Source organism: Bacillus sp. 11B20, from assembly GCF_056098985.1.
The window spans coordinates 908106-931177 of sequence record NZ_JBLZWZ010000009.1; the positions used below are offsets into that span (position 1 = coordinate 908106).

The window sequence follows — 23072 nt, forward strand, 5'->3', positions numbered from 1 at the left end:
GTGTTCAATCAAGCGATTCACCATTTGTCTCAATGACTTTTTGGTACCAATAAAATGAGTCTTTTCGAGATCGTTTTAATGTCCCGTTCCCGTCATCATCTTGATCTACGTGAATGAAGCCGTAACGTTTTGACATTTGTGATGTACCTGCACTAATAATATCAATCGAGCCCCAGCTCGTATATCCAAAGAGATCGACGCCTTCTTCAATAGCTTCTCTCATCTGACGGAAATGCTCTTTGAAATAGTTAATACGATAGTCGTCATGGATTGAGCCATCACTTTCAACTACATCCTTTGCACCCATGCCGTTCTCGACAATGATAAGAGGTTTTTGATAGCGATCATACAATTCGATCAAAGAAATTTTCAGACCAACCGGATCAATTTGCCAGCCCCAATCAGTTGAAGGAAGATAAGGGTTTTTGACTCCACGAATGGTATTCCCTTCTGTCTCTTCTAATCCTTCTTGGGCTGATTCCGTTAAAGACATATAGTAGCTAAATGAGATAAAATCTACTGTGTTTTCTTTTAAAATGGTAAGATCATCTGCTTCCATATGAATATGAATATCTTTTCTCTCAAGCATACGCTTGATCAGTGGCGGATACTCGCCAAACACCTGAACATCTGCATAGAAATAGTTTTCTAAGTTTTGTTTCAAAGCTTGTTCTACATCATTCGGGTGGCACGTATGCGGATACGTTGTCAATTTTGTCAGCATACATCCTACCTGACTGCCTGGGATGATACGATGGCAATCTGCTGTTACGAGAGCAGATGCGACAAATTGATGATGAAGTGCTTGGTACACCGTCTCTTCTACTTTTCCTTCTGGGCAGCGATCAGGAATAATTCCCGCTGTAATGAAAGAGTGGCGGTGAATACTATCAATTTCATTAAAGGTAAGCCAATATTTCACATCATCTTTATAACGTTCGAAACAAACATTGGCGAATTTCACAAAGAGGTCAATTACTTTTCTTTCAACCCAGCCGTTATATTTCACACTAAGGGCTAAAGGCATTTCATAATGAGAGAGAGTCACGATCGGTTCTATGTTGTGTTTTTTCATTTCTGCAAATACACGATCGTAAAATTGCAGCCCTTTTTCATTCGGTTCCGCTTCTTCTCCAGTAGGGAAGATACGACTCCATGCAATAGAAATTCGAAGTGTTTGAAATCCCATTTCAGCAAAGAGAGCCAAATCCTCTTTATAGTGATGATAGAAATCGACACCTCTGCGTTTTGGGTATTTTTTATCGTCTGGATCTTTCATCGCACGATCTATATTTTCAGTGGTAACTGCAAGATGGCCTTCATAATCTTCTACACTCAAGTTGGAACGGTACATTGCAATATCTGCAACAGACGGCCCCTTTCCATCTATATTCCAGGCGCCTTCTGCCTGGTTAGCAGCAATGGCGCCGCCCCATAAAAATCCTTTTGGAAAACCTTTGATTTTTGTCATATGATTAGCCTCCTAATTGTGTAACAACCATCAATGTATCTTGACGATTGACCTCTTGTAATGGCTGTACCTTAATATCATATTGATCTGTATTTGTGACTACAGCAAGTGTTACTGGATCATATCCTGCTTCCATGATTTTTTCTAGATCAAATTCAATCAATAAATCACCCGCTTGAACACGATCTCCAGCCTGTACTTTTGGATGGAAATACTGCCCTTCCAACTGAACGGTGTCAATGCCGATGTGGAATAATACTTCAACTCCATGGTCCGTTTTCATACCAAGTGCATGGTTTGTTTCGAACAGCAAGGTTACCTCTCCATCTACAGGTGCATAAAGTGCTCCTTTTGAAGGTACAATGGCAATTCCTTCTCCCATGACCTTTGAAGAGAAAATATCATCTTTCACTTCAGATAGAGAGATCATTTGGCCAATCACAGGGCTCTTGAATGTTTCGCCTGCTCCAATTTTTTCAGCAAACCCAGCTTGGTCCTTTGTCTTTTCTTCTACTGTTCGATCTTTACCTAATACAAAAGCAGCGATAAAGGCGACAATAAACGAAATGACCGCTCCAATGATAGCAAACATCAGATTTCGCGGTAGCTCATCTGATATAAACATCGACATGCTTGCTAAACCAGGGCCAACAAGCACAAAGGCTTGTATACCAACTAATCCAATGAAAATTCCGCCAACAAACGAACCAATCATGACACTTCCTAGAACTCGCTTATTTTGCAGTGTCACACCATACAACGCTGGCTCTGTGATGCCAAAAAAGGCTGATATCCCTGCCGAAATGGCTGTTGATCTAAGTACCTTGTCTTTTGTTCGAAGTGCCACAGCGAAACACGCTCCACTTTCCGCAATATTATGCGCAAGTGATGCCGGCAAATAAAGTGCTTCTTTCCCAAGGGTTCCCATCGTTGTGACTGCATAAGGAACCATTGCTTTATGCATGCCTGATGCCACCATGAATGGGAGGACCGCTGCTAAAATGGCGACAGCTACCCAGCCTACCGTATTAAACATCGAAAGAATAATAGATGAAAAACCTTGCCCCGCTGTAAAACCAATCGGTCCTAACAGAAGTAGCGTAACTGGTACAGTAATGACCAATGACATCATCGGAACGAAGAAAATCCGAATTGGTTTTGGTGAAAACCGTGTAAAGAATTTTTCCATTTGCGCGTAAAGCAATACAGAAAGGATTGCCGGAAACACTTGATACGCATAAGCTATATTTTTCACATCGAATGACAGTAATTGTGCACCTTCTGTAAGCATCGCCGTCATGTTCGGCAGAAGAAGCGCACCGACTGCTGATAGTGCGACCAGTGGGTTTACTTTTAGTTTATTCGCCGTCGTTACAGCAACTAGTAAAGGCAGAAAGTAAAGTGGTGCGTCACCTACCATGTTCAGTATTTGATAGGTTTGTCCCTTTGCATCCATCCAGCCTAATAAAGAGAAAAGGAGAAGAAATGATTTTAAAATTCCTCCGCCTGCGATAGCTGGTACAAGCGGCTGAAAGACACCGACAATGAAATCTAACAGAACTGTGCCTGCTTTTCTTTTTTCTTTTGGCTGATTGGATGGCACGTCTTGGCTTGATGAGCTGCTGCCTATTAAATTTGTTACCTTTTGATACACTTCAATGACGTCATTCCCAATGACTACTTGGCATTGTCCTGTCATTCTGACAGCTATGACACCCGGTGTTTTTTCCAGTGCTGGTACATCTGCTTTTTTCTGATCAATGAGTGTGAAGCGAAGTCTTGTTGAACAATGCTCAAGGTGCGCAATGTTTTCTTTGCCACCTACATGCTGTAAAACGTCTTTGGCAACTTGTGTGTAATTCATTTTTTCTCCCCCTTTTCTCATACACGAGACCTATATTTTGGCAACAAAAAAAGGACCTAAAACGACAAATAAAAGAAAAATTCATCGTTTTTAGATCCTGCCTGCATGACCAGTCACATGTCTAATTTATTCATATTGGATTTGTTTTTAGTATATACGCATTATATGAAAGCGTCAACATTTATTTTTCTAAAAATTATTAGGGTCTATATACCTAAAATACTTTTCTCTATTCACTTATAGGAAACCTTCTACTCTTTTGTTCCTTCTATCATCAATCAACAATATTTTTCTCCACAAAAAACCAGATAAGTTGATTCACTCATCTGGTTTAAATTCATCTATTTTTTCTTTTCTTCTGCCCTCTTTTTAAATGCTTTCGCTTGTTTTTCATACTCCTTTTTCGTGACAGCTTTTAACTCTATTGAATCGCCTGTCATGATATATGGTTTAGGGAGTTTTTTATATTCCTTCCTCGTGAAAGCTTTTAACTCTACTGTACCGTCTGTCTTTTTAATTGGCAGCTTTACTGATTTTGCATCTCGATCAGTCGAACCTATAATGACACCATCTTCAATTATAGGATCATAGCTCATTTCGAAAAATCCTGCCCCATCAGTAAAGCCCCCGACCTCTATTTTCATTTCTTTATAGGGCTTACAACCTTCTTCAGTAACAGTTGTTATTAAAAAGGAGCCGTCCCATCCATTCTCAACATGCATGCTTTCCACTTGTAAAAATAGTTGTTTATCCTCTGCCGTATATAGAAAACCATATACTTTCGCCACTTTATCCCTGAAGTGTCTCATATTTTCATAATATCTAGTTTCTGATGAATCAACTAGATTTTGATGTCGATTTTGAATCTTTTTTTGATACGTTCCTAGCTTTTTTTGATTGATTGCTTTATAAATCGTGCTTTGCTTCTCGCCTTGTTTTTTCACAGAAAGGTTTTTCCCCGAAAAATGAACTTCGTATATGATCGTTTCTTTTCCTTTTTTCATTTGAAATTCATACCCATTTTCTTTTGAATGGCCGGTTATGACATATTGTTTTTTATATAATTGAGGGTCCCACCAAATTTCTTCTATATAGCTTTCATTCAAATGACCTGTTACTTTGCCTTTATTCTCAGATATCTCGAACCAGTTCAGTCTATCCTTAGTTTTATACGCAAATGCATAGGAATGATTCAATGAATTTTTTTGTGCGATTGCTTGATATGCTGTCCAGCCGCCTCCACCCAAGATGAGTACGGCTAGGATAGACACGACCCAGATTTTCAATTTGCTCATACGTACCTCCTCTAATATTTAATTTGAGAAATCAACATCAACAATATTTTACCATATATTCAACTAAATTCTTATTCACTTAAAAGTAGATACTAGAAAATTTAGATAATTATTTTAGTAATTATATCTTACATCTATGCAAATAATATCCTTTTTTTCATGGAGAATTCAGATATGTTATTAACCCTTATTCACCTGGTCCAATACGATCTATTTTTTCTTTTCTTCAGCCTGCTTTTTAAATGCTTCCGTTTGCTCTTGATATTCCTCTTTCGTGACAGCTTTAAATTCTATTGTACCGCCTGCCATTTTAAAGGGAAATCTAATTGATGTTGCGTCTCGGTCAGTTTCCCCTAAAATAAAACCCTTTTCAATTGCAGGATAAGTACTCAAATCAAACATTATCCCATCTGAAACACCCCCGGCTGTATGTTTCGTTTCTTTATAAGGTGCTCCACCATCTCCTGGGACCGTTCTCATCAGAAAAGAACCTGCCCATTCAGACTGCATATACATTCGTTTTACTTTTAGAAATAGCTGGTATGAACCATCCTCCGCCGTATACAGATAACCATAAGCGCCTGTTACTTTCTTAATGAAGTTTCTTACATAATCATGAAATCTATTTTCAGTGTCCTCCATCAGTTCTTCATATAGGTCATGAATGTCCTTTTGAACAGCACGTAGTTTTGTTTGATCAACTGCTTTGTATGTGATGCTTTGTTTTTCACCTTGTTTTCTCACAGAAAGATCTTTTTCAGCAAGGTGAACTTCATATGTGACCGTCTTTTTCCCTTGCTTCACTTGAAATTCGTAACCGTTTTCAATCGTTTTGCCGGTTAATTTATATTTGTTGATAAATAGATTAGGATCAAAATGCCTTTTTGGGTTTTCCTCCAAAATGGTTTCATTCAGATGACCTGTTACTTTCCCTTTTTTCTCCGTTACTTTGAACCAGTTCACATGATTCTTGGTCTTATATGCAAAGGCGTAAGATTGATTCAATACACTCTTTTTTGCATTTGCTTGATATGCTATCCAGCTGACAGCACCCATGATTAGTACCGCTAGAATTGCCACGATCCAGATTTTCGATCTATTCATACATACCTCCACCGACAGAATTTCATTTTTTCTATCAATATATGAGTGAGTCACCTCCTTTATCGAATTTATTTTTCAACAACCCCTTGTATCTGCCACTCCCCATCATATATTATATATCTAAATGATATATCTTTTAGATAGGTGTGCTGATATGAAAAAATACAATGATACGACGTATGCGATTTTAGGTATTTTAACGACAGATTGTAAGTCAGGGTACGAAGTGAAGCAATTAATTGATAGGAGCTTGCATCATTTTTGGAAAATCAGTTATGGACAAATTTATCCAGCTTTAAAGCTAATAGTCGAGGAAGGCCTTGCGGAGGTTTCACCTGCTGCTAGCTCTGGTCGCTCAGACAAGCGGGAATATCATTTGACTGAAAAAGGACTGGACACGTTAAGAGAATGGCTGGCGCAGCCGCTCGATCAGTTACCAACAGAGCGGAATGAGGTGTTATTAAAATTATTCTTCGGTCAATATCTTTCGTTTGAGAAAAAACTAGCGCTTTTACAGGATTATGAGAGGCAGCTCCGTATTCGTTATGAGACATATGTTGCGATTGAACAAAACATTCAAGAGCTGTACCCAGATGAAGCGGATGCGAAGTATTGGCTGTTTACTTTAGATTATGGGAAAAGAGTGGCTCAAGCTGGAATTGATTGGTGCGTGGAGACATTCCATTCGATGAAGAAGGAAGGGTAAATGAATGAAAAAAGACATACGTGCTGGCAGATTTACAACGGACAATTCTGATTCGATTGTGGTGTTCATTATCGGAATGAGGATCAACAAACGCTGGGCCATTCATCAATGGATGCCTGTGTTCATGGCGATGCCTGGCATGATCAAGGAGCTGTATACCCATCAAGAGGAGCTAGGGTTTCTTGGAACAGAGAATTACTTTGGATTACGCACGACAGCGATGATTCAATATTGGAAATCAACAGATGACCTCCTTGCCTATGCCAAGATGGAGAAGCATTTGGCTGCTTGGAAAAGATTTAACCAAATGGCACGAAATAATGATGCGGTCGGCATTTATCATGAAACATACCAAATTCAAGCCGGCTCGTATGAATCCGTCTACGTGAACATGCCTTCCTACGGATTGAGCCAAGCGAGAGCGCCTATTCCAATTGGTAAAGGAAAACAAACAGCGCAGGAACGGCTGAATACAACAAATTCCTAGAGAGCGATTCTCTAGGAATTTCTTTTTGCAACGGTCACAAAATGCTTTAATATGCGGGCTGTTAATCCCCATATGGTGTAGTTTTCGTAATCATAAAACCATTCCTCAATCGAACGGCTCCCCCAGCTGTATTTTTCACCATTCATGATTTTTTCATAAGGGAAGTCCTCTCCTGGTGTTGGCTGAACGGATACATGATGTAGGTACGGCTCATATTGGCTGAGCCATGATAGAGGCACGGTAAAGGTCTCTTCTACTTCTTCTTGATTATAGGAGTGTTTCACTTTTTGCTCATCAATGATACCGACATATGGGTATACGACAAAGGATGGAGAAGCGATATAAGGACTGAGCTGCCCAACGATTTCGACCGATTCTGGCGGAATGCCCAACTCTTCATGTGTTTCTCGCAGTGCAGCCTCCTGTGCTGTTTCGCTGCCGTCGAGCTTGCCCCCAGGAAAACTAATATCACCCGGCTGTTTTCTCATGGTGAGCGATCGTACCTCAAATAATATATGCCATTCTCCATTTACTTGTACTAAAGGGATCAGGACTGCTGCTTTGAACGCTGTCTCTTCTCCAATGAACAACGGTTGTGATTGATGTAAGTCATTTTTTAATTGATCAATGAACACGGCCATCACCTGTTTTCTGTTTCTCTTTCCTTTAGCGTATCATGGTTCACCTTTTCAATAAAGATGATCTTTCTGACAATTATTTTTATCAATTTGACAACTTTACTTGTCAAATTGAATATAATGCTTTACAATCAAGGAAAGATTTCAATTAAAACTTGAGGTGACAGAATGAAAAATCGGTTAAAAGAGCTTCGTGCGCGTGATGGTTTAAACCAAACTGAGCTTGCGAAACGTGCAAAGGTCTCTCGTCAAACCATCAGCTTAATGGAACGTGATGAATTAATGCCGTCTCTCTTGCTCGCTGTTAAGCTTTCACGAATTTTTCAGGAACCCATTGAACGTATTTTTCTATTCGAGGAGGATGAACTATCATGAAAACTGTATACAAAATGCTCTTAGGTGCTCTCCTTGGCTTTCTCGGTGCTTACTGTCTGCTGGCAGCCGAATTTGAGATGACACTTATTGATATTGCATTTGAAGCGACTCTTGTCATCAGTGGAGTGACAATTTTATTGATTATTTATTGTTTTTCAGGGATTTCACGTATGAAAAAAAGAGTGTCTCTTTCGGTCTCTGGAGATGAGGAAGATGAACTGGAGGCTAAGCAATATCGGACCTTTACTGATTCGACATTAGCCAATACGGTGAGTACGATTTTGTCCATTATTGCCATCGGTATAACCATCGTCACCGAGCAGCCACTCTGGTTGATTCTGGTCAATGCTGCTTTATTTATCGTCACCATTATTAGTTCTTATGCAGCGATATCCGTCCTCAAACTTGTCTATCCTAATCGCAATCTACCAAATCCGTCCGACAAAGACTATAGTAAAAAGCTGCTCGCCATTTCAGACGAAGGGGAAAAGCATGTCATGCTTGGCGGACTGTTTCACACGTATCAAATGATGAATATTCTATTGACTAGTGCCATGTTTATTTTGATTGTGTATTCGCTTGGAGCCAATCACTCTCAACTGTTCTCGATCGTGGTCATTGGGATTGTTTTGATCATTTTGAATGCAAATTATGTGTTGAAGATTAGAAATCGTTAAATGATAAAAAGCACAGCTCTGTCAAAAGGCTGTGCTTTTTCCGTCCGTTACGATGCACGGCGTTTCTTTCGTGCATAAATCAAAAATAAGAAACCAAACCATACCGGTGTCAATAGCAACGCAGGACGTGTTGCATCTGCGAAGAGCATGATCACGAGAATGGCTGCAAAGAGCGCAAGAACGCAAATATTCACAAAAGGTGTGAACGGTGCTTTAAAGGTAGATGCTGCATGCAGTTCAGGCCGTGTTTTTTTATATTTCAAATGACAAATTAAAATAATACTCCATACCCAAATGAAACAAATGGCACTGATCGTGGTAACAATCCCAAAGGCTTGTTCGGGAATCAGCTTGCTTAAAAGTGCACCGACCGATACTACAATCGTTGAAACAAATAGCGCATTACTCGGGACAGCGTGCTTGTTCAAACGTCCAAAGGAAGCTGGCCCCTGCTTTTGATGACTGAGATTATACAGAATACGGCTTGTCGAGAACATGCCGCTATTACAAGCTGATGCCGCAGACGTCAACACAACAAAATTGATAAGCCCCGCTGCTACTGGTATCCCAATGAGCCCAAAGGTTTTCACAAAAGGACTTTCTGATGCACTGAGCTCAGACCATGGGTTGATACATAGTAAAACAAAGATCGCACCCACATAGAAAAATAGAATTCTTAATGGAATCTTATTAATCGCAGAGGGAATGTTTTTTTGCGGATTAGCTGTTTCTGCTGCGGATACGCCAACCAGTTCAACTCCCACATACGCAAAAATCACCATCTGGAATGACAGCAAGAAGCCTGTGACACCATTCGGGAATAACCCGCCATGAGACCATAAATTCGTTACTGTCACCGGTCCGGCATCGGTTTGAAAACCAATGATTAAAAGAACAATTCCAACACCGATCAGTAATAGAATCGTAATCACTTTAATGAGTGCAAACCAAAATTCCATTTCTCCGAAAAGCTTCACCGTTAATAGATTCAATCCTAGTAAAATCAACAAACAAATGATGGCAGGAATCCATTGCGGGATATCAAACCAATACTGCACATACACTCCGACCGCAATGACATCCGCCATCGCTGTCATAATCCAGCAAAACCAATATGTCCACCCTGTCACAAAAGATGCCCACGGGCCGAGATAGTCCTCTGCAATATCGGTTAATGACTGATAGCCCGCCTTCGATAAAAGCAATTCTCCAAGTGCCCTCATGACAAAAAAGATGGCCATTCCGACAATTAAATAAGCAAAAATGATTGATGGACCTGCCAATTGAATGGCTTTTCCAGAGCCTAAAAACAGCCCTGTTCCAATGGTTCCGCCAATGGCAATCAATTGCACATGACGGTTTGATAAATCTCGTTTTAATTCTTGTTGTGCCAATGCTAACACCCTCCTACGACACGATCTTATACTGAAATAATGAACTCTTTAAAAAGTCCATAAAAAAAGAGATTGGATGCGCTCCAATCTCACGGTCATAAAAGAATAGCAAAATAGAGAAAAGTAATACACGGCATCATCCATGCATCACAAATACAATATTTCGTACTCTTCTGTCCTTTTGCCTGAGATTGTGAACCCTTCGGCGCCGCACATACATGCGGTCTCTCCAGAAGCTGCTCCTGCTATAGTGTGACCCACAGCAATCATAGCCTTCGTTATTTAATTAAAATGTTGCTATTTCTGAATAATTTTATATTTTACGCCTCAATCAGAATGCTGTCAATGGTAATCTTTTATGATTTACGGTGATACCCATATGTCTTCACTTCATCAATCCCCCCTAATTCATGTATAATAAACCAAAAGATGTTCGGCTCGTCTGATGGAGAAATCCCTCTTGATCATGAACAAAGTTAGGCAATCCATTGAAGTTGGTGAAGATAAATGAAAAAAATGAACAAACAGCGTGTCACATTACAGGAAGTCGCCAAGCATGCCGGTGTCTCGACTTCAACGGCATCACTCGTTGTTCGAAACAATCCTAGAATCTCTGAAGCCACTCGAAACAAAGTACTGCAATCCATGGAAGACTTAGGATACGTATATGACCGCGTTGCTGCCAACATGCGGTCAAAAAGCTCAAATATCGTTGGTGTGATTGTCACAGATATTTCTAACACCTTTATTTCGGAATTTTTAATCGGCGTGCAAACCACGCTTGAATCACTAGGCTATACCGTTTTACTTGGTACAACCTTTGACAGTGTCGACAAACAGGAGCGGCTCATTTCCACCATGGTAGAGCACCGAGTGGGCGGAATTATTTTAAACCCAGCTTCGAAAAGCTCTGCTCGAACCGTCAAACAATTAAATCAAATTCGCACCCCAAAAGTACTTGCAAATCGTGAGTTATCAGATGTGCAATGTGATTATGTCGGTGTTGATTATGAACAAGGCACTTGGATGGCCATTCATCATCTTCTTCAGAAGGGGCATCGACGTATCGCCTTCTTAGGCGGCATCAAGACCTCATCGACTTGGATTGAGCGGATGAAAGGTTTCAAAAGAGCTCATGACGATGAAAACCTGACGATTGATGATTCCCTTATTATTGATATCGTACCTACTCGTGAAGGCGGGAAAGAAGCACTCGCTCAAGTGATGGATCAACCCGAGCCTCCTACCGCTATTTTTTGTTTTAGTGACTTAGTTGCATTTGGAGTCATGCAAGCACTGTCAGCACGGGGCATCCAGCCAGGTGAAGATATTGATGTGGTTGGATTCGATAATGTTCCTGAAGCGGAGATGTACCATCCGCCGCTCACCACTGTTTCTTCATTCCCCCGATCCATCGGGGCAAAAGCAGCGAACCTTTTATATCATAAAATGAACGATCAGGATGAAGAGCTGCAGAGATTGATTTTAAAGCCTCAACTTCATATTAGAGAAACCTCTACCTGATATGGAAAGGAGAATTGTGGACAGCAATTCTCCTTTTTTTATTGATCAAGTCAACTATTTCTTTGTTTCAATTTTCTTTTTTTAAATCACAAAGTCATAAACTTGACACATTTAAAATGCAGGAGTATATTTATCTCGTTGCTTCTTTTAGTATATCGTTATACCTATTTCGTCCTATCGTTATTTCTATCAAAAAACAGTTAAAAGTGATTTTTTATGATTCTGATCAAATCATGAAGTTTCACTTCCTAATCAAGGCTGTTATTATTTTTTAAATTTTAGTAGAACGATGTACTTGATTGAAGAACAGATGAATATTCATTATTTTTTCATCAATCACATAAGGGGTGTTGTGATGGGCTTCATATTATTCATTTTGAAGGAAACAATAACAAAGGGTATACAAAGAATTTGACCTTAAAGGGGTTTCAAATATAGGAGTGGGAACATGAAAAATCCTTATATTAAATCGTCACTTGGCATGTATTTAAACTACTTCATGCTTGGCATGATCAATATTATTGTAGCTTCCAACATGGACAGCTTATCTGAGCGCTACCATGTAGATATTCCGAAAATCAGCTTGCTTGTATCGGCGATCGGAATTGGTAAACTCATTGCTCTCTTTTTCTCAGGTCGGTTAGCCGATAGCTGGGGACGTAAGCCTGTCATTATTACAGGAAATTTTCTTTACTTATTATTCTTAATCGGTATTCCAACGACAACGAGTTATACACTGGCATTTATCTTTGCGATTTCAGCAGGTATTGCCAACTCACTGCTTGATTCAGGAACCTACCCTGCTTTGACAGAGTCATTTCCGAAAAAAGCAAGTTCGGCTTCTGTTTTAGTAAAAGCGTCTGTATCCATTGGGGCGACTGTTCTTCCATTTATCTTGGCGTACCTAGTGGCACATGACATCTTCTGGGGCTGGGCGTTCTTTGGACTAGGGCTTCTTTATTTACTTGTAGGAATTTACTTACTCTTTATGCCATTCCCGAACCATAAGCAAGTTTCTTCACAAGATGCTCTTCCAGTACAGGACCAGCTGAAGGAAGAACCAAAAATGCTTGGTGAAGGCTTAGCCGTTGTTCTTATGGGATTCACGTCGACTGCATTGTTTGTCGTATGGCAGACATGGCTTCCGCAGCTCGGGTTAAAATTAATCGGACTTGGCACAGGACAAGCCACACAGCTTCTATCTTATTTTAGTATTGGTGCACTCGTATCTGTTCTCTTGCTTTCGATCGTCTTAGATAAATTCATTTCACCAATTATGGTGGCAATCATTTATCCAATTGGGGCGTTCCTTGCAATGCTTTCACTTTTCCAAATCGAAACGTACAGCATTGTCATTGTCAGCACCTTCTTCTTAGGTCTATTTACAGCAGGGATCTTCCAGCTTGCGATGAGTATCATGATGAAATTGTTCCCGACAAACAAAGCAACGGCTTCATCCTATGTCAACATTGCGGCAAGCTCAGCGTTTATTCTCGTGCCGCTCATTACAAGTGGGTTGGTCAGCACGTACGATATTAAAATGACGTTATTCTTCGATATGATCATTGCGGTTATTAGCGTATTACTAGCGGTCTTTGTTCTTGGACGCATGAAAAAATTATTTAGATAACTAAAGGAGATGTCAATCATGACAAACATACATGAACGAAATATTGATGGAAAAACAAAATTAGTCGGTCTTCTTGCTACACCAATCGGACACAGCCTTTCACCACGTATGCATAACCTTGGCTATACACTAACAGGTATCAACTATGCCTACCTCGCATTTGAAGTAGGGAATGATGAACTAGAAGCAGCCGTAAACGGTATGAAAGCAATGGGTGCAGCTGGATTTAACGTCTCTATGCCGAACAAAATGAAAGTACTAGATTACTTAGACGAACTAGATGATTCTGCAAGATATACACGTGCAAGTAACACTGTAGTAAACAAAGATGGTAAGCTCATCGGCTACAACACAGATGGTCTTGGATATGTGAGAAACTTGATTGAGCATGGCGTTGAATTAGCCGGCAAAAAAGTCACACTTGTTGGCTCTGGCGGCGCGGCAACTCCGATTGCGATTCAGCTTGCACAGTCCGGCATTCGTGAAATTAGTATTTTTGCTCGTAATGACCAATACTTCGTTCAAGCAGAAGAAAATGTAAATTACATCAACAACGAAATGAAATCTTTCGGTGTCAAAGCAAACATTTTCCCACTTGAAGACAAAGACGCGTTCCGCCGTGAAGTAGCAGAAAGTGCGATCCTGGCAAACGGGACAAGCCTTGGCATGAAACCACTAGACCAGCTCAGCATTATCGATGATACACTTGATGTACTTCGTGAAGATTTGATCGTGACAGACGTCGTATACAACCCGCAAAAAACAAAGCTTCTTGCACAAGCACAGGAAGCTGGCGCCAAAACGATTAACGGTCTTGGAATGATGCTATGGCAAGGTGCACTTGCTTACAAACTCTTTACTGGCGAAGATATGCCAGTTGATCAAGTAAAACAAATCCTTTTTGAAAATGACCGTTTCTAATACAAAAGAAAGACGACTTCCTAAGCGGAGGTCGTCTTTTTTTTTAATCATGTACCATAACTTGACGGTAGCGATACAGGATATACAGTGCGCCGATAATGGCCGCAACAGCCACCACTGCATCGAACATAAAGATTTGTAAAATGGACGCGTGACTCTGAATTAAACCTGTTACGACCGGGATGACGATAGCCGACACGCCGCCTGCTGTGGAGATAATCCCTGTCATCGTCCCTTTGTTTTTCCAGAAGAATTCAGCCATCACAGTTAACGTCAGCTGAAAAACTCCTGCTGTTGAAAATCCTAATACAAAAGCATTGACGGTTCCTATGACTGGCGATTTCACGACCAAAAGTACACAAATAGAAACAAGTGTAATGATTGGATAGATCAGCAGTACAGTGACCGGACGGACAAAACGGCGCAAAAGAAACGCGAGCATCACAACAGACAGCAGCCCGCCCATACTATAGTAACTGAGCAGTTTCACAGCACTGCCCGATGCCATCCCCAAGATAGCCTCACCGTAAGTAGGAAGCCAAATTTGCGGCAGCGCATACAGCCCATTTGATGTAAAGCTGATTAAAATGAGTGCGATCCCTTCCCTCCAAAATGTAGGCTCTGTCGAGAAGCGCGGAAGTCCATCATGCTCCGTTACCTGGACTTGCTCCACCTTGCGATGATTCGGAAATGGCAAGGTCCACAGCATCAAGACATTCACAAGATAGATCAGAGCAGGAACAAAAAATGAAATTCCATAAAACAAATCATGCTCTGCTAAAAAGTAAATCGCCAGTGGCAAAATGGTTGCCCCAATGGAGATAAAGGCCTTCACCATCACATTCGCAGATCCCGAGTTTTGCGGAAAAGCCTCCATTAACGCAGGATACGTTCCTGCATCCATTGCCGAATTCGCGACCCCTGCCAAAATCGCAAACGCAAATGCGATTTGATAATTCGGTGACAATGGGATTCCGATGAGGAACACCGCCATCAGCACACCAGAAACCAAAATGACCGGCTTTCGCCCAAAACGATCTGACAGTACGCCTGATAAACCATACGTGAGCACCCTGCCAATGCCAAGCGCCGAAATCATATAACTAATTCCCGCACTATTGGTATCTAATTGTTTGATTAAAAATGGCATATTTGAAGCCAAAATAATATTGACCATACCTAATAAAAAGTAATTAATATACAGACTAGAAGCCGTTCTCACATACGGATTCCTCATCCTGACACACCCCTCAACACCATCGCAATGAAGTGACAAATAATGGTTACGCTTACAAGATCTCATATGTGAGGAAGAACAGCTTTGCAGCCTTCACGTTCATACATCTCATCATGTCATGCAGCTCACAGCTTACACGCCCTTCATGTATCAAGCATTTCTTCAATTTTTCACTGCTCTTATTTTATACGAATGAGAAAGGTAAAGATAGTGAATTGCTTAAATTTGAGGGGAATTCACCGATCAAGCGTATGACACCATCGATCGAAAAAAGGAGTGGTTAGCTGCCACTCCTTAACTGATGTCTCATTTCTGTTCATCGTTCATTTTCAACCCATTTTGACGAATGACTTCTTGATACCAGTAAAAGCTTTTTTTAGGTGTTCGATTTAACGTTCCGTTTCCATCGTTATCTTGATCAACATGGATAAACCCATATCGCTTTTCCATTTCAGATGACGAGTAACTAATTAAATCAAGAATTCCCCAGCTGGTGTAACCTATTAATTCGACTCCATCCTCAATGGCTTCCAGCATCTGCTGGAAATGCTGCTCATGATAGCTAATCCGATAATCATCATTTATCTTTCCATCTTCCACCTTGTCGTATGCACCTAATCCATTCTCAACTATAAATAGTGGTAGTTGATAGCGATCGTATAAGTCATTTAAAGAGATACGAATTCCAATCGGGTCGATCTGCCAGCCCCATTCACTCACTTCTAAATATGGGTTTTTCACTCCACCTATTGTATTGCCGCTGACAGTTTCCATGCCTTCACTATTTTCAGTAGCAACCAAGGAATTGTAGTAACTGAATGAAATAAAATCAACCGTATGCACCTTTAATAATTCGTCATCTCCCAGCTGTTTCTCAATGTGAATATTTTTTTCTTTAAACAGTCGATTGATAAAACGCGGATACTCACCACGCACCTGTACATCTGTGAAAAACATATTAAACTGATTGTTCTTTGATGCCTTCAGAACATCCTTTGGATTACAAGAATACGGATATGTTGTTAATTTCGTCAGCATACACCCTATTTGTGCCCCCGGAATCATTTCATGACAATATTTAACGGCCAAAGCACTTGCAACAAATTGATGATGCAATGCTTGATAAACTGCCTGTTCTACATTGTCAAAGCGCTCTGAAACGATTCCACCACTTGTAAATGGATGTCGGACAATACTATCAATTTCATTGAAAGTCAGCCAATACTTGACTTTATCTTTATATCGATCAAATACAACTCGACTAAATTTCACAAAGAAATCAACGACAATGCGATGAGACCATCCTCCATATTGATTCACTAAGTATAGCGGCATTTCATAATGAGATAACGTGACGAGTGGTTCAATATCATGCTTTTTCATCTCATCGAATAGGCGGTCGTAAAATAATAATCCCGCTTCATTTGGCTCTTCTTCATCACCGTTTGGAAAAATACGTGTCCATGCAATCGAGACACGTAACGTCTTCAATCCCATTTCTTTGAACAGCGCCATATCTTCAGGATAACGATGATAAAAGTCTACACCTCTTCGTTTCGGATAACCTTCAGCGGTATCTGCACGCATCGCTTGCTGAATTTGTTCTTCATCCACTTTGTTGTGCTTTTTATAATCAGACTTACTGAGACCTTTTTTAAAGATCGCCACATCAGCAGTCGATAGCCCTTTTCCGTCTACATTCCATGCGCCTTCGGCTTGGTTTGCCGCGATGGCGCCTCCCCATAAAAATCCTTCTGGAAATTTCCTGATTTGATTAGACATGTTTCTTCCTCCTCAAGACTATGCGTTATTTCTTTGAACCACTCGATTAACGTGAATAATTAAATACATTTTTTCGTCACTGGATATCGTGTAATCCACATTTGTTTTAATATATTTCTCGATTTTCTCCACACATTTTACTTCTTCAGGATACTTCCTCATGATTTGATCAATGAGATCGTGATCATCTGTTTCAAGCATTTTGTTCTCAAGTAAACGTTGAACAAAGAACTGTAAATGTGTTAAAAACCTGGAGTAATTAATCGTATCTGTCGGAATGTCGATCTTATAATGCATTTTGATAATATTTAAAATGTCTTTGACCATATTGGTCATCATCACGATTTGATTTAAATTATCTTTGGTCTGCTGCGCATTTACTAGATGAAATGCAATATTCGCCGCTTCTTCTTCAGGCAGCTGAATGCCTAACTGTTTTTCAATCAGCTCTAGTGCATGCAGACCAATGCTAAATTCCTCGGGGTAAAATTTCTTCACTTCCCACAGCAGTCGATTTTGTATCGTTAAATTTTCCTTAAAGCGCTTCGTAGCCATAAAAAGGTGATCGGTTAAAGAAATATAAAGATGCTCATTTAGGTGTGTAGATAAACGGCGCTTCGCATAGGATATAATCTCATCTGTCATGATTAAAAATTCCTCTGGGGTCTCCCTCATAAGCTCAGCTAAATCATTAGACGTACTTTGATCTTCTAGCACATAGATTTTTTGAATATCAGACTCTTGAATAAGACTGCCTGGCTTATTTTTAAATCCAATCGCCTTACCCATTACGATGATTTCCTTACCGTCATCTCTTTTAGCGAGAACCACACTGGTATTCAGCACTTTTATAATTTCCATACCATATCACCTTCCTGGATACATTCAAAATCGATTTATAAGACCGTTAAAAGTGGCTGCTGATGACCAGAAACAGGATTCGTTTTTCCCTCTTGGGGTAAAATTTCTAAATAATCAGCTGTATTTGTAATAATGACTGGTGTTGTTGTATCATAGCCAGCCTTTTGTATATTCTGTTGATCAAATTCAATCAGAAGTTGACCTAGTTTCACTGTATCACCTTTTTGAACATGTGAAGTAAAATATTGTCCATTTAAGTTTACAGTATCAATACCAATATGAATCAGAACTTCCACACCAAGGTTGGATTTTAAACCAATGGCATGATTTGTATGGAAAATCATTTCTACTTGTCCATCAAAAGGAGCAAATACTTTCCCTTCACTAGGTTGAATCGCTGCCCCTTTCCCCATCACTTCTTCAGAGAATACTTTATCATTCACTTTTGTTAAAGGAATGATGTCTCCTTTAATTGGTGCATAAATGACTTCACGATTTCTTGTGCTTTCTGATGTGGAAACAGGCTCATTTTTCTTCTCGATGTTTTCAGTTTCTGCATCTTTAAAGCCGATGATGTAAACAGCAATAAACGCAACGACCGCTGAAACGACTGCACCAATAATGGCAAACGTAAAGTTTGAAGTCCCTTTTTCAATGAAAATCGGCATTGTTGCGATACCAGGTGAAACCATGACAAACGCCTTTAGCTTAATCAATCCAACAAAAATACCTGAAACCCCTGCTCCAATCATACATGCGAGTAATGTTTTCTTAAGTTTTAAATGAACGCCGTATAATGCAGGTTCTGTTATACCAAATAAAGCAGAAATTCCTCCGGACATCGCAATTTGTTTTAACTTAGGATCTTTGGTTTTAAATGAAACAGCCAAAGCACCTCCACCTTGCGCAAAGTTCGCTGCTAGCATAGCGACCCCAATGAGAGCATCGTATCCTGGTGAAGCAAGGGACGCGATAACAACTGGATAGAACACCTTCTGCATCCCAAACATGACGATAAAAGGTAAGAAAACGGCTAAAATCGCAACAGCTGCCCATCCCGCAGTTTGCTGGATCCATAAGACCCCTGCAGCTAAGCCTGCACCAAGATACATACCGAGCGGCCCTAAAAACAGTAAACCAATCGGAGCGACAATAATCATCGTAATTAAAGGAACCATAAAGATTTTGACAGGTCCCGGTGATAATTTATCTGCCAGCTTTTCTACATATGACATCAGCCAGACAATGAGTATGATCGGAATAACCGATGCACCATAAGAAACAGCTTTTAGTGGGATGCCCGCAAAGACAACTGGATCACCACTGCTAAACAGGGCTGTTAAGTTCGGATGTAACAAAACTCCAGCCAAAGCCATTGATACCATAGGGTTTGTGCCAAATTTTTGTGAGCTTGTATAGGCTAACAAAATTGGCAAGAAGAAAAACGCTGCATCTGAGATGATTTTCAATACCAAATAGGTTTGGCTGTCTTCTTTCATCAAGTTCAGCATCGGCAATAAAATTAATAGAGCCTTCAACATTCCTGCACCAGCGATCGCAGGGATGATCGGTGCAAAAATGCCAGTGATTAAATTGGCAAAACGATTGAAATATCCTTTCAAGCTATGATCTTTATTCTGTACAATCTGTCCGCTTGCTTCCGGATTTTGATCAATCAGTTTTGCAAACTCTTTGTAAACATAACCAACATCATTTCCAATAATAATTTGATACTGACCAGCTGTATCTGCTACTTGAATGACGCCATCAAGACGGCTAATTTCTTCAGAGTTTGCGCGTGAAGAATCTTTTAAAGTCAGCCGTAATCTCGTCATACAGTGGATGGCATTTTGAACATTTTCGCTTCCGCCAATATGTTTTAGAATGTCTTGAGCTAAGTCTTTATGATTCATTAAAGTCACCGCTTTCATTTTTGATTATAGGCGCTCAGGGAACAAAAAAAGACCTGGATTGGGTGGGAATATACAAATACAGATATCCCATCCAATCTAGGTCTTGCCTGCCGAACAGTAACACGCCTTATTGAATGTACGCATTATTCTATTTTTAAATTTTCATCGTTTCATGAAACCGCTTTTAACATGTTAATATCTTTATAGTAATTAATTATCTTCACAAAAGCAATGTTTTTCTTACAAATCAAATCATAAATTTATTAAATATAGATCAAAGAGCACAGTTATATCATCTAATCGTACCTTTTTAGGATTCGTATTGAAGGCGAGAGGTATTGTTTTAACTAGAACAGTCAGGTGATGACATCTTCGAATAACACCCAGCCGTTTCTATCAACATATCCCTTCTAAACTTCACAGCCACAAGTACTGAACTCATAAAAATATTCCGTTCTCTCGATGCATAATCCAAAACGGAAACCCTCTGCCACTAAAATAAAAAATACCCACTTAAAAATTTTGTTTGCTCAAGAAACTTCATTCAAATTCACTTCAAGTGCTTCAATTTCATGCTCTATGTTCTCTTGATTGAAGGTAAGCAAACACCTTCTGGCAAAACACATGTGAAATTGTACCATTATGGGGAACATCATCGCTTTCATCAACAAGTTGGAAGACGGTAAATATCTGAATATCAAGAAGAACATGAGAAGTTAAAATTAGGAGGTTTCTATCATCTCCACCATCTGACAAACATTACGCAGCGATTTTATAAAATCCATATACCACTATTCGAATTCTATGGAAATTAAACAACCAGTCATCTAAAGAGTTTCGACAACTGGCTGTTTCATACGGTGTTTTGATCCCAGTCTCTTAAAAACGGGGGATCAGTCCCGAATGTGGAGATTGTTTAAAATATTACGGATCATTTTGAAGATACTATGAATGGCTTTGTATTCGCTCCTGTATTTTCTGGGTATGATCTTTATTTAAAATCATTGCCAATTCGGCCTCATTTAGAACAGATCCCCATCTAAAGATAATTTCACTATTCAAACCATACTTCAAGAAAAGCGCTTGATAATCTACTTCATTACTATTCTTATCCAATCCTGAGTAAAATAAATCTTTTATAGATTCCTCTGAGAGCATAGAATTCCTTCTACTGGCAATCATGAAACTAGATTGATACTGATCCATTATTCGCAATGCTTTATCTAAATCATGTTGAGGAACCTTGGCCATACTGACATAAAAATGATTTTCATGTTCATCTAAAAGTAATTCTGGCCCCTTTTCAAAACCTGATGTATTTATTTCTGAATCAATAGATTTCCATACTTTTCGGAATTTTTCTATTCGAGAATGTACATCACTTACTTTCTTACTCAGAAAGATATAAAAATGGTAATTAGTCAATTGATCGCTAAAAATTTCGATTAGTTCATTTTGACAATAACTTTGAAAAGTCTTAATACCACCATCATCTAAAAAGTAATATCCATTAATACTATATACACTTAACTGTTTGAGTTCATTTATTTTTTGATCTAACCACTTATAGTAGTTTGTCACTTCTTGTTCGAATTCAAGTTCTATTTTCATTTATAATCCTCCAATGATAACTATTTTTCATAGTCATAGTGGTTTCCATAAATATCATTAAAATGAGCATCTCTATTCTGACTTAAGTCGTCTGGATAATAATGACCTCCTGCATGATCTCTAACCACTTTATCATCTTTAAAGAAATAATCCTTACCAGGGATAGGGTTACCTCTTTTGTCCACTGCTGGTCTAACTTCTATGGGTTGTTCACTTACTGGTATACCACTTGCCCTTTTAGATTCTCGATAAGCCCCTCTTCTTTTGGCTCCTTCAGGTGAAAAATTAGGAGGACGCTGCCCATTTTCAGCTTTCACATATCTTTGATAATTTTCTTTTTTAGTTATTATTTCTTTTGGTTTATGTTTAAATTGAAGTTGTTTTAAACTCTTACTTCTATATGGCAATAGCATTCCAAGTGCCGCGTTCATACTCGCTTCCTGCTGTTCTTTTGAGATCTTGTTTCCAAACATATCGCGGCCTGTGATTGCTTCGCTGAAACCGTTTGTGGCGGTGAGGCCATATAAGCCTTTTTGAGATGTTTTCAGGGCGTCAAAGGATTTTTGAGATGTCTTGTAGATGTCGACTGCTCTGACTGCAGCTGATGTGGCTTGAGTCGTTTTATAGACCGCCTTTCCGCCTTTAAAAATGCGGCCTGCCCAGCCTACGATTGGGATATAGCCTGCTGCTGCCATGCCGCCTGCCGCGACTCGCTGGCCTGCGGTGAGCTCTTCCCCTGTGATTGGATCAACGCCTGTTGCGGCACGTTTTGCATCGTTCACACCTGTCAGTTCATTGACGATATTTCCACCGTAATCGAGCGCTTTTTCATACCAAGGACGGTTGGCGAGGGCTTCTTGTTCTTTTGCGATCTCGCGGGCTTCTTCTTGTTCTTTTTTGATTTTCAGATATTCAGAAGTTTGCTTTTCAATATCGCTTTTTGCCTTGTAGATTTCGCTATTTTGATACGCTTTCTTGTCAAAATTCATAGGCGAAATCGCTTTTCCGTCATTTGTCGCATTCATCATTTCTGCGTACAATGCCATTGTAGCTTGCTGCTCCGTTTCTGACAAAGCATATTCATCTTTTAAATTTTGATCAAGCTCTCTCAGATCTTTGACCGTCTTTTTTCGTTCATCTTCCGCATCTTCTATTTTTTCATCAAAGGTTTGGCTATCAAATACCTCTAGGGAAATGAGGTCATCAATGTCTTGAAAAATGGTTTTGAGTGCCTTTTTTTGATCCTTCACAATGCTTTTGGCATTCTTGATGCCCATATGTACTGCGTTGTCTAAAAAGTGTTCTTCTACAAAGGTGTCGCCGCCAAAGTTTGTATCATCAAGTGTCCCAGAAACACCTTCATGAAAGGCTTTTTGCTTATCAATGAAATTGATAAACATATCAACATTACCCGCTAGTTCTTTATAAAAGCTTTTAATGTTATCGGCACCTTTTCCAGTAAAATCATCACCGAGGTTGGCAACACCTTGTAATGCCTTTTTTAAATCTACCATTTGTTCGCGGAGTTCCTGGTAGTGTTTTGCTCTTGTGTCCATGGCACTGGTTAGTGCTTTTGCATCAA

The 23072-nt window shown here is 39.7% G+C and carries 20 protein-coding genes and 1 riboswitch; of the genes, 7 read left to right on the forward strand and 13 right to left on the reverse strand.

Features of this window, described 5'->3' with window-relative positions; translation table 11 throughout:
• Window positions 1–4: 4 nt before the first annotated feature.
• The 4 genes from ACN6NB_RS18870 to ACN6NB_RS18885 form a co-directional block, all read right to left on the reverse strand.
• Complete coding sequence (locus ACN6NB_RS18870; protein ID WP_059377333.1) at window positions 5–1471, reverse strand: glycoside hydrolase family 1 protein; 1467 nt, start codon at window positions 1469–1471, stop codon at window positions 5–7.
• 4 nt (window positions 1472–1475) lie between these two features.
• A complete protein-coding gene (locus ACN6NB_RS18875) occupies window positions 1476–3335 on the reverse strand; it encodes a beta-glucoside-specific PTS transporter subunit IIABC (RefSeq protein ID WP_039182734.1) in 1860 nt (619 codons plus the stop codon).
• 341 nt (window positions 3336–3676) lie between these two features.
• Window positions 3677–4630, reverse strand: a complete 954-nt coding sequence (locus ACN6NB_RS18880) for a hypothetical protein (protein WP_039182737.1) — start codon at window positions 4628–4630, stop codon at window positions 3677–3679.
• A gap of 210 nt (window positions 4631–4840) precedes the next feature.
• Window positions 4841–5734, reverse strand: a complete 894-nt coding sequence (locus tag ACN6NB_RS18885) for a hypothetical protein (RefSeq protein ID WP_059377339.1) — start codon at window positions 5732–5734, stop codon at window positions 4841–4843.
• A gap of 154 nt (window positions 5735–5888) precedes the next feature.
• Between ACN6NB_RS18885 and ACN6NB_RS18890 the strand changes: the two genes are divergently transcribed.
• Complete coding sequence (locus ACN6NB_RS18890) at window positions 5889–6440, forward strand: PadR family transcriptional regulator (protein WP_047203745.1); 552 nt, start codon at window positions 5889–5891, stop codon at window positions 6438–6440.
• A gap of 4 nt (window positions 6441–6444) precedes the next feature.
• A complete protein-coding gene (locus ACN6NB_RS18895) occupies window positions 6445–6927 on the forward strand; it encodes a DUF4188 domain-containing protein (RefSeq protein WP_341084947.1) in 483 nt (160 codons plus the stop codon).
• 11 nt (window positions 6928–6938) lie between these two features.
• Here ACN6NB_RS18895 and ACN6NB_RS18900 read toward each other — a convergent pair whose 3' ends face one another.
• Window positions 6939–7562: an NUDIX hydrolase gene (locus ACN6NB_RS18900; protein ID WP_341084948.1), complete on the reverse strand. Its 624-nt coding sequence runs from the start codon at window positions 7560–7562 to the stop codon at window positions 6939–6941.
• A 171-nt stretch (window positions 7563–7733) separates the two neighbouring features.
• On the opposite strand from ACN6NB_RS18900, the gene ACN6NB_RS18905 reads away from it, so the two are divergent.
• Together ACN6NB_RS18905 and ACN6NB_RS18910 are read left to right on the forward strand one after the other, a co-directional pair.
• Window positions 7734–7940 (forward strand): helix-turn-helix transcriptional regulator, encoded by a 207-nt coding sequence (locus tag ACN6NB_RS18905; RefSeq protein WP_003215336.1) that lies wholly within the window; start codon window positions 7734–7736, stop codon window positions 7938–7940.
• Window positions 7937–8617: a DUF3169 family protein gene (locus ACN6NB_RS18910; protein WP_126682546.1), complete on the forward strand. Its 681-nt coding sequence runs from the start codon at window positions 7937–7939 to the stop codon at window positions 8615–8617. The genes ACN6NB_RS18905 and ACN6NB_RS18910 overlap by 4 nt, the downstream gene beginning before the upstream one ends.
• A gap of 47 nt (window positions 8618–8664) precedes the next feature.
• Here ACN6NB_RS18910 and ACN6NB_RS18915 read toward each other — a convergent pair whose 3' ends face one another.
• Entirely contained in the window at window positions 8665–10011 is a 1347-nt protein-coding gene (locus ACN6NB_RS18915) for an amino acid permease (protein ID WP_058838384.1), read from the reverse strand.
• A gap of 163 nt (window positions 10012–10174) precedes the next feature.
• A riboswitch (glycine riboswitch) is annotated at window positions 10175–10254 on the reverse strand.
• Between the two features lie 264 nt (window positions 10255–10518).
• On the opposite strand from ACN6NB_RS18915, the gene ACN6NB_RS18920 reads away from it, so the two are divergent.
• The 3 genes from ACN6NB_RS18920 to ACN6NB_RS18930 all read left to right on the forward strand — a co-directional run bounded on the left by ACN6NB_RS18920 (window position 10519) and on the right by ACN6NB_RS18930 (window position 14086).
• Window positions 10519–11535, forward strand: a complete 1017-nt coding sequence (locus ACN6NB_RS18920) for a LacI family DNA-binding transcriptional regulator (protein ID WP_474253537.1) — start codon at window positions 10519–10521, stop codon at window positions 11533–11535.
• Between the two features lie 448 nt (window positions 11536–11983).
• The gene (locus ACN6NB_RS18925) at window positions 11984–13165 is read left to right on the forward strand and encodes an MFS transporter (protein ID WP_144493805.1); all 1182 of its coding nucleotides are present in this window, start codon (window positions 11984–11986) and stop codon (window positions 13163–13165) included.
• Between the two features lie 18 nt (window positions 13166–13183).
• Window positions 13184–14086, forward strand: a complete 903-nt coding sequence (locus tag ACN6NB_RS18930; RefSeq protein ID WP_024423990.1) for a shikimate dehydrogenase — start codon at window positions 13184–13186, stop codon at window positions 14084–14086.
• 43 nt (window positions 14087–14129) lie between these two features.
• Here the strand turns inward: ACN6NB_RS18930 and ACN6NB_RS18935 are convergent, their stop codons facing one another.
• From ACN6NB_RS18935 to ACN6NB_RS18965, 7 genes are all read right to left on the reverse strand, one after another.
• Window positions 14130–15323, reverse strand: a complete 1194-nt coding sequence (locus tag ACN6NB_RS18935) for an MFS transporter (RefSeq protein ID WP_099663848.1) — start codon at window positions 15321–15323, stop codon at window positions 14130–14132.
• A gap of 306 nt (window positions 15324–15629) precedes the next feature.
• On the reverse strand, window positions 15630–17105 hold the full coding sequence (locus ACN6NB_RS18940) for a glycoside hydrolase family 1 protein (RefSeq protein ID WP_212044493.1): 1476 nt from the start codon (window positions 17103–17105) through the stop codon (window positions 15630–15632).
• A gap of 18 nt (window positions 17106–17123) precedes the next feature.
• Window positions 17124–17966, reverse strand: a complete 843-nt coding sequence (licT, locus tag ACN6NB_RS18945) for a BglG family transcription antiterminator LicT (RefSeq protein ID WP_048237973.1) — start codon at window positions 17964–17966, stop codon at window positions 17124–17126.
• Window positions 17967–18001: 35 nt separating this feature from the next.
• Window positions 18002–19879, reverse strand: coding sequence for a beta-glucoside-specific PTS transporter subunit IIABC (locus ACN6NB_RS18950; RefSeq protein ID WP_474253538.1), 1878 nt, complete (start codon window positions 19877–19879; stop codon window positions 18002–18004).
• A 410-nt stretch (window positions 19880–20289) separates the two neighbouring features.
• Window positions 20290–20373, reverse strand: coding sequence for a YxiF family protein (locus tag ACN6NB_RS18955; protein WP_435890429.1), 84 nt, complete (start codon window positions 20371–20373; stop codon window positions 20290–20292).
• A 451-nt stretch (window positions 20374–20824) separates the two neighbouring features.
• Window positions 20825–21490 (reverse strand): hypothetical protein, encoded by a 666-nt coding sequence (locus ACN6NB_RS18960; protein WP_064498925.1) that lies wholly within the window; start codon window positions 21488–21490, stop codon window positions 20825–20827.
• A gap of 20 nt (window positions 21491–21510) precedes the next feature.
• A complete protein-coding gene (locus ACN6NB_RS18965; protein WP_395942248.1) occupies window positions 21511–23046 on the reverse strand; it encodes a T7SS effector LXG polymorphic toxin in 1536 nt (511 codons plus the stop codon).
• Between the last annotated feature and the right edge of the window lie 26 nt (window positions 23047–23072).

What these genes read in the sequence shown, in the direction of transcription:
- ACN6NB_RS18870 (WP_059377333.1), bottom strand. Translation starts at nt 1,471, where the DNA reads ATGACAAAAATCAAAGGTTTTCCAAAAGGATTTTTATGGGGCGGCGCC.
- ACN6NB_RS18875 (WP_039182734.1), bottom strand. Translation starts at nt 3,335, where the DNA reads ATGAATTACACACAAGTTGCCAAAGACGTTTTACAGCATGTAGGTGGC.
- ACN6NB_RS18880 (WP_039182737.1), bottom strand. Translation starts at nt 4,630, where the DNA reads ATGAGCAAATTGAAAATCTGGGTCGTGTCTATCCTAGCCGTACTCATC.
- ACN6NB_RS18885 (WP_059377339.1), bottom strand. Translation starts at nt 5,734, where the DNA reads ATGAATAGATCGAAAATCTGGATCGTGGCAATTCTAGCGGTACTAATC.
- ACN6NB_RS18890 (WP_047203745.1), top strand. Translation starts at nt 5,889, where the DNA reads ATGAAAAAATACAATGATACGACGTATGCGATTTTAGGTATTTTAACG.
- ACN6NB_RS18895 (WP_341084947.1), top strand. Translation starts at nt 6,445, where the DNA reads ATGAAAAAAGACATACGTGCTGGCAGATTTACAACGGACAATTCTGAT.
- ACN6NB_RS18905 (WP_003215336.1), top strand. Translation starts at nt 7,734, where the DNA reads ATGAAAAATCGGTTAAAAGAGCTTCGTGCGCGTGATGGTTTAAACCAA.
- ACN6NB_RS18910 (WP_126682546.1), top strand. Translation starts at nt 7,937, where the DNA reads ATGAAAACTGTATACAAAATGCTCTTAGGTGCTCTCCTTGGCTTTCTC.
- ACN6NB_RS18920 (WP_474253537.1), top strand. Translation starts at nt 10,519, where the DNA reads ATGAAAAAAATGAACAAACAGCGTGTCACATTACAGGAAGTCGCCAAG.
- ACN6NB_RS18925 (WP_144493805.1), top strand. Translation starts at nt 11,984, where the DNA reads ATGAAAAATCCTTATATTAAATCGTCACTTGGCATGTATTTAAACTAC.
- ACN6NB_RS18930 (WP_024423990.1), top strand. Translation starts at nt 13,184, where the DNA reads ATGACAAACATACATGAACGAAATATTGATGGAAAAACAAAATTAGTC.
- ACN6NB_RS18935 (WP_099663848.1), bottom strand. Translation starts at nt 15,323, where the DNA reads ATGAGGAATCCGTATGTGAGAACGGCTTCTAGTCTGTATATTAATTAC.
- ACN6NB_RS18940 (WP_212044493.1), bottom strand. Translation starts at nt 17,105, where the DNA reads ATGTCTAATCAAATCAGGAAATTTCCAGAAGGATTTTTATGGGGAGGC.
- licT (WP_048237973.1), bottom strand. Translation starts at nt 17,966, where the DNA reads ATGGAAATTATAAAAGTGCTGAATACCAGTGTGGTTCTCGCTAAAAGA.
- ACN6NB_RS18950 (WP_474253538.1), bottom strand. Translation starts at nt 19,879, where the DNA reads ATGAATCATAAAGACTTAGCTCAAGACATTCTAAAACATATTGGCGGA.
- ACN6NB_RS18960 (WP_064498925.1), bottom strand. Translation starts at nt 21,490, where the DNA reads ATGAAAATAGAACTTGAATTCGAACAAGAAGTGACAAACTACTATAAG.
- ACN6NB_RS18965 (WP_395942248.1), bottom strand. Translation starts at nt 23,046, where the DNA reads ATGGACACAAGAGCAAAACACTACCAGGAACTCCGCGAACAAATGGTA.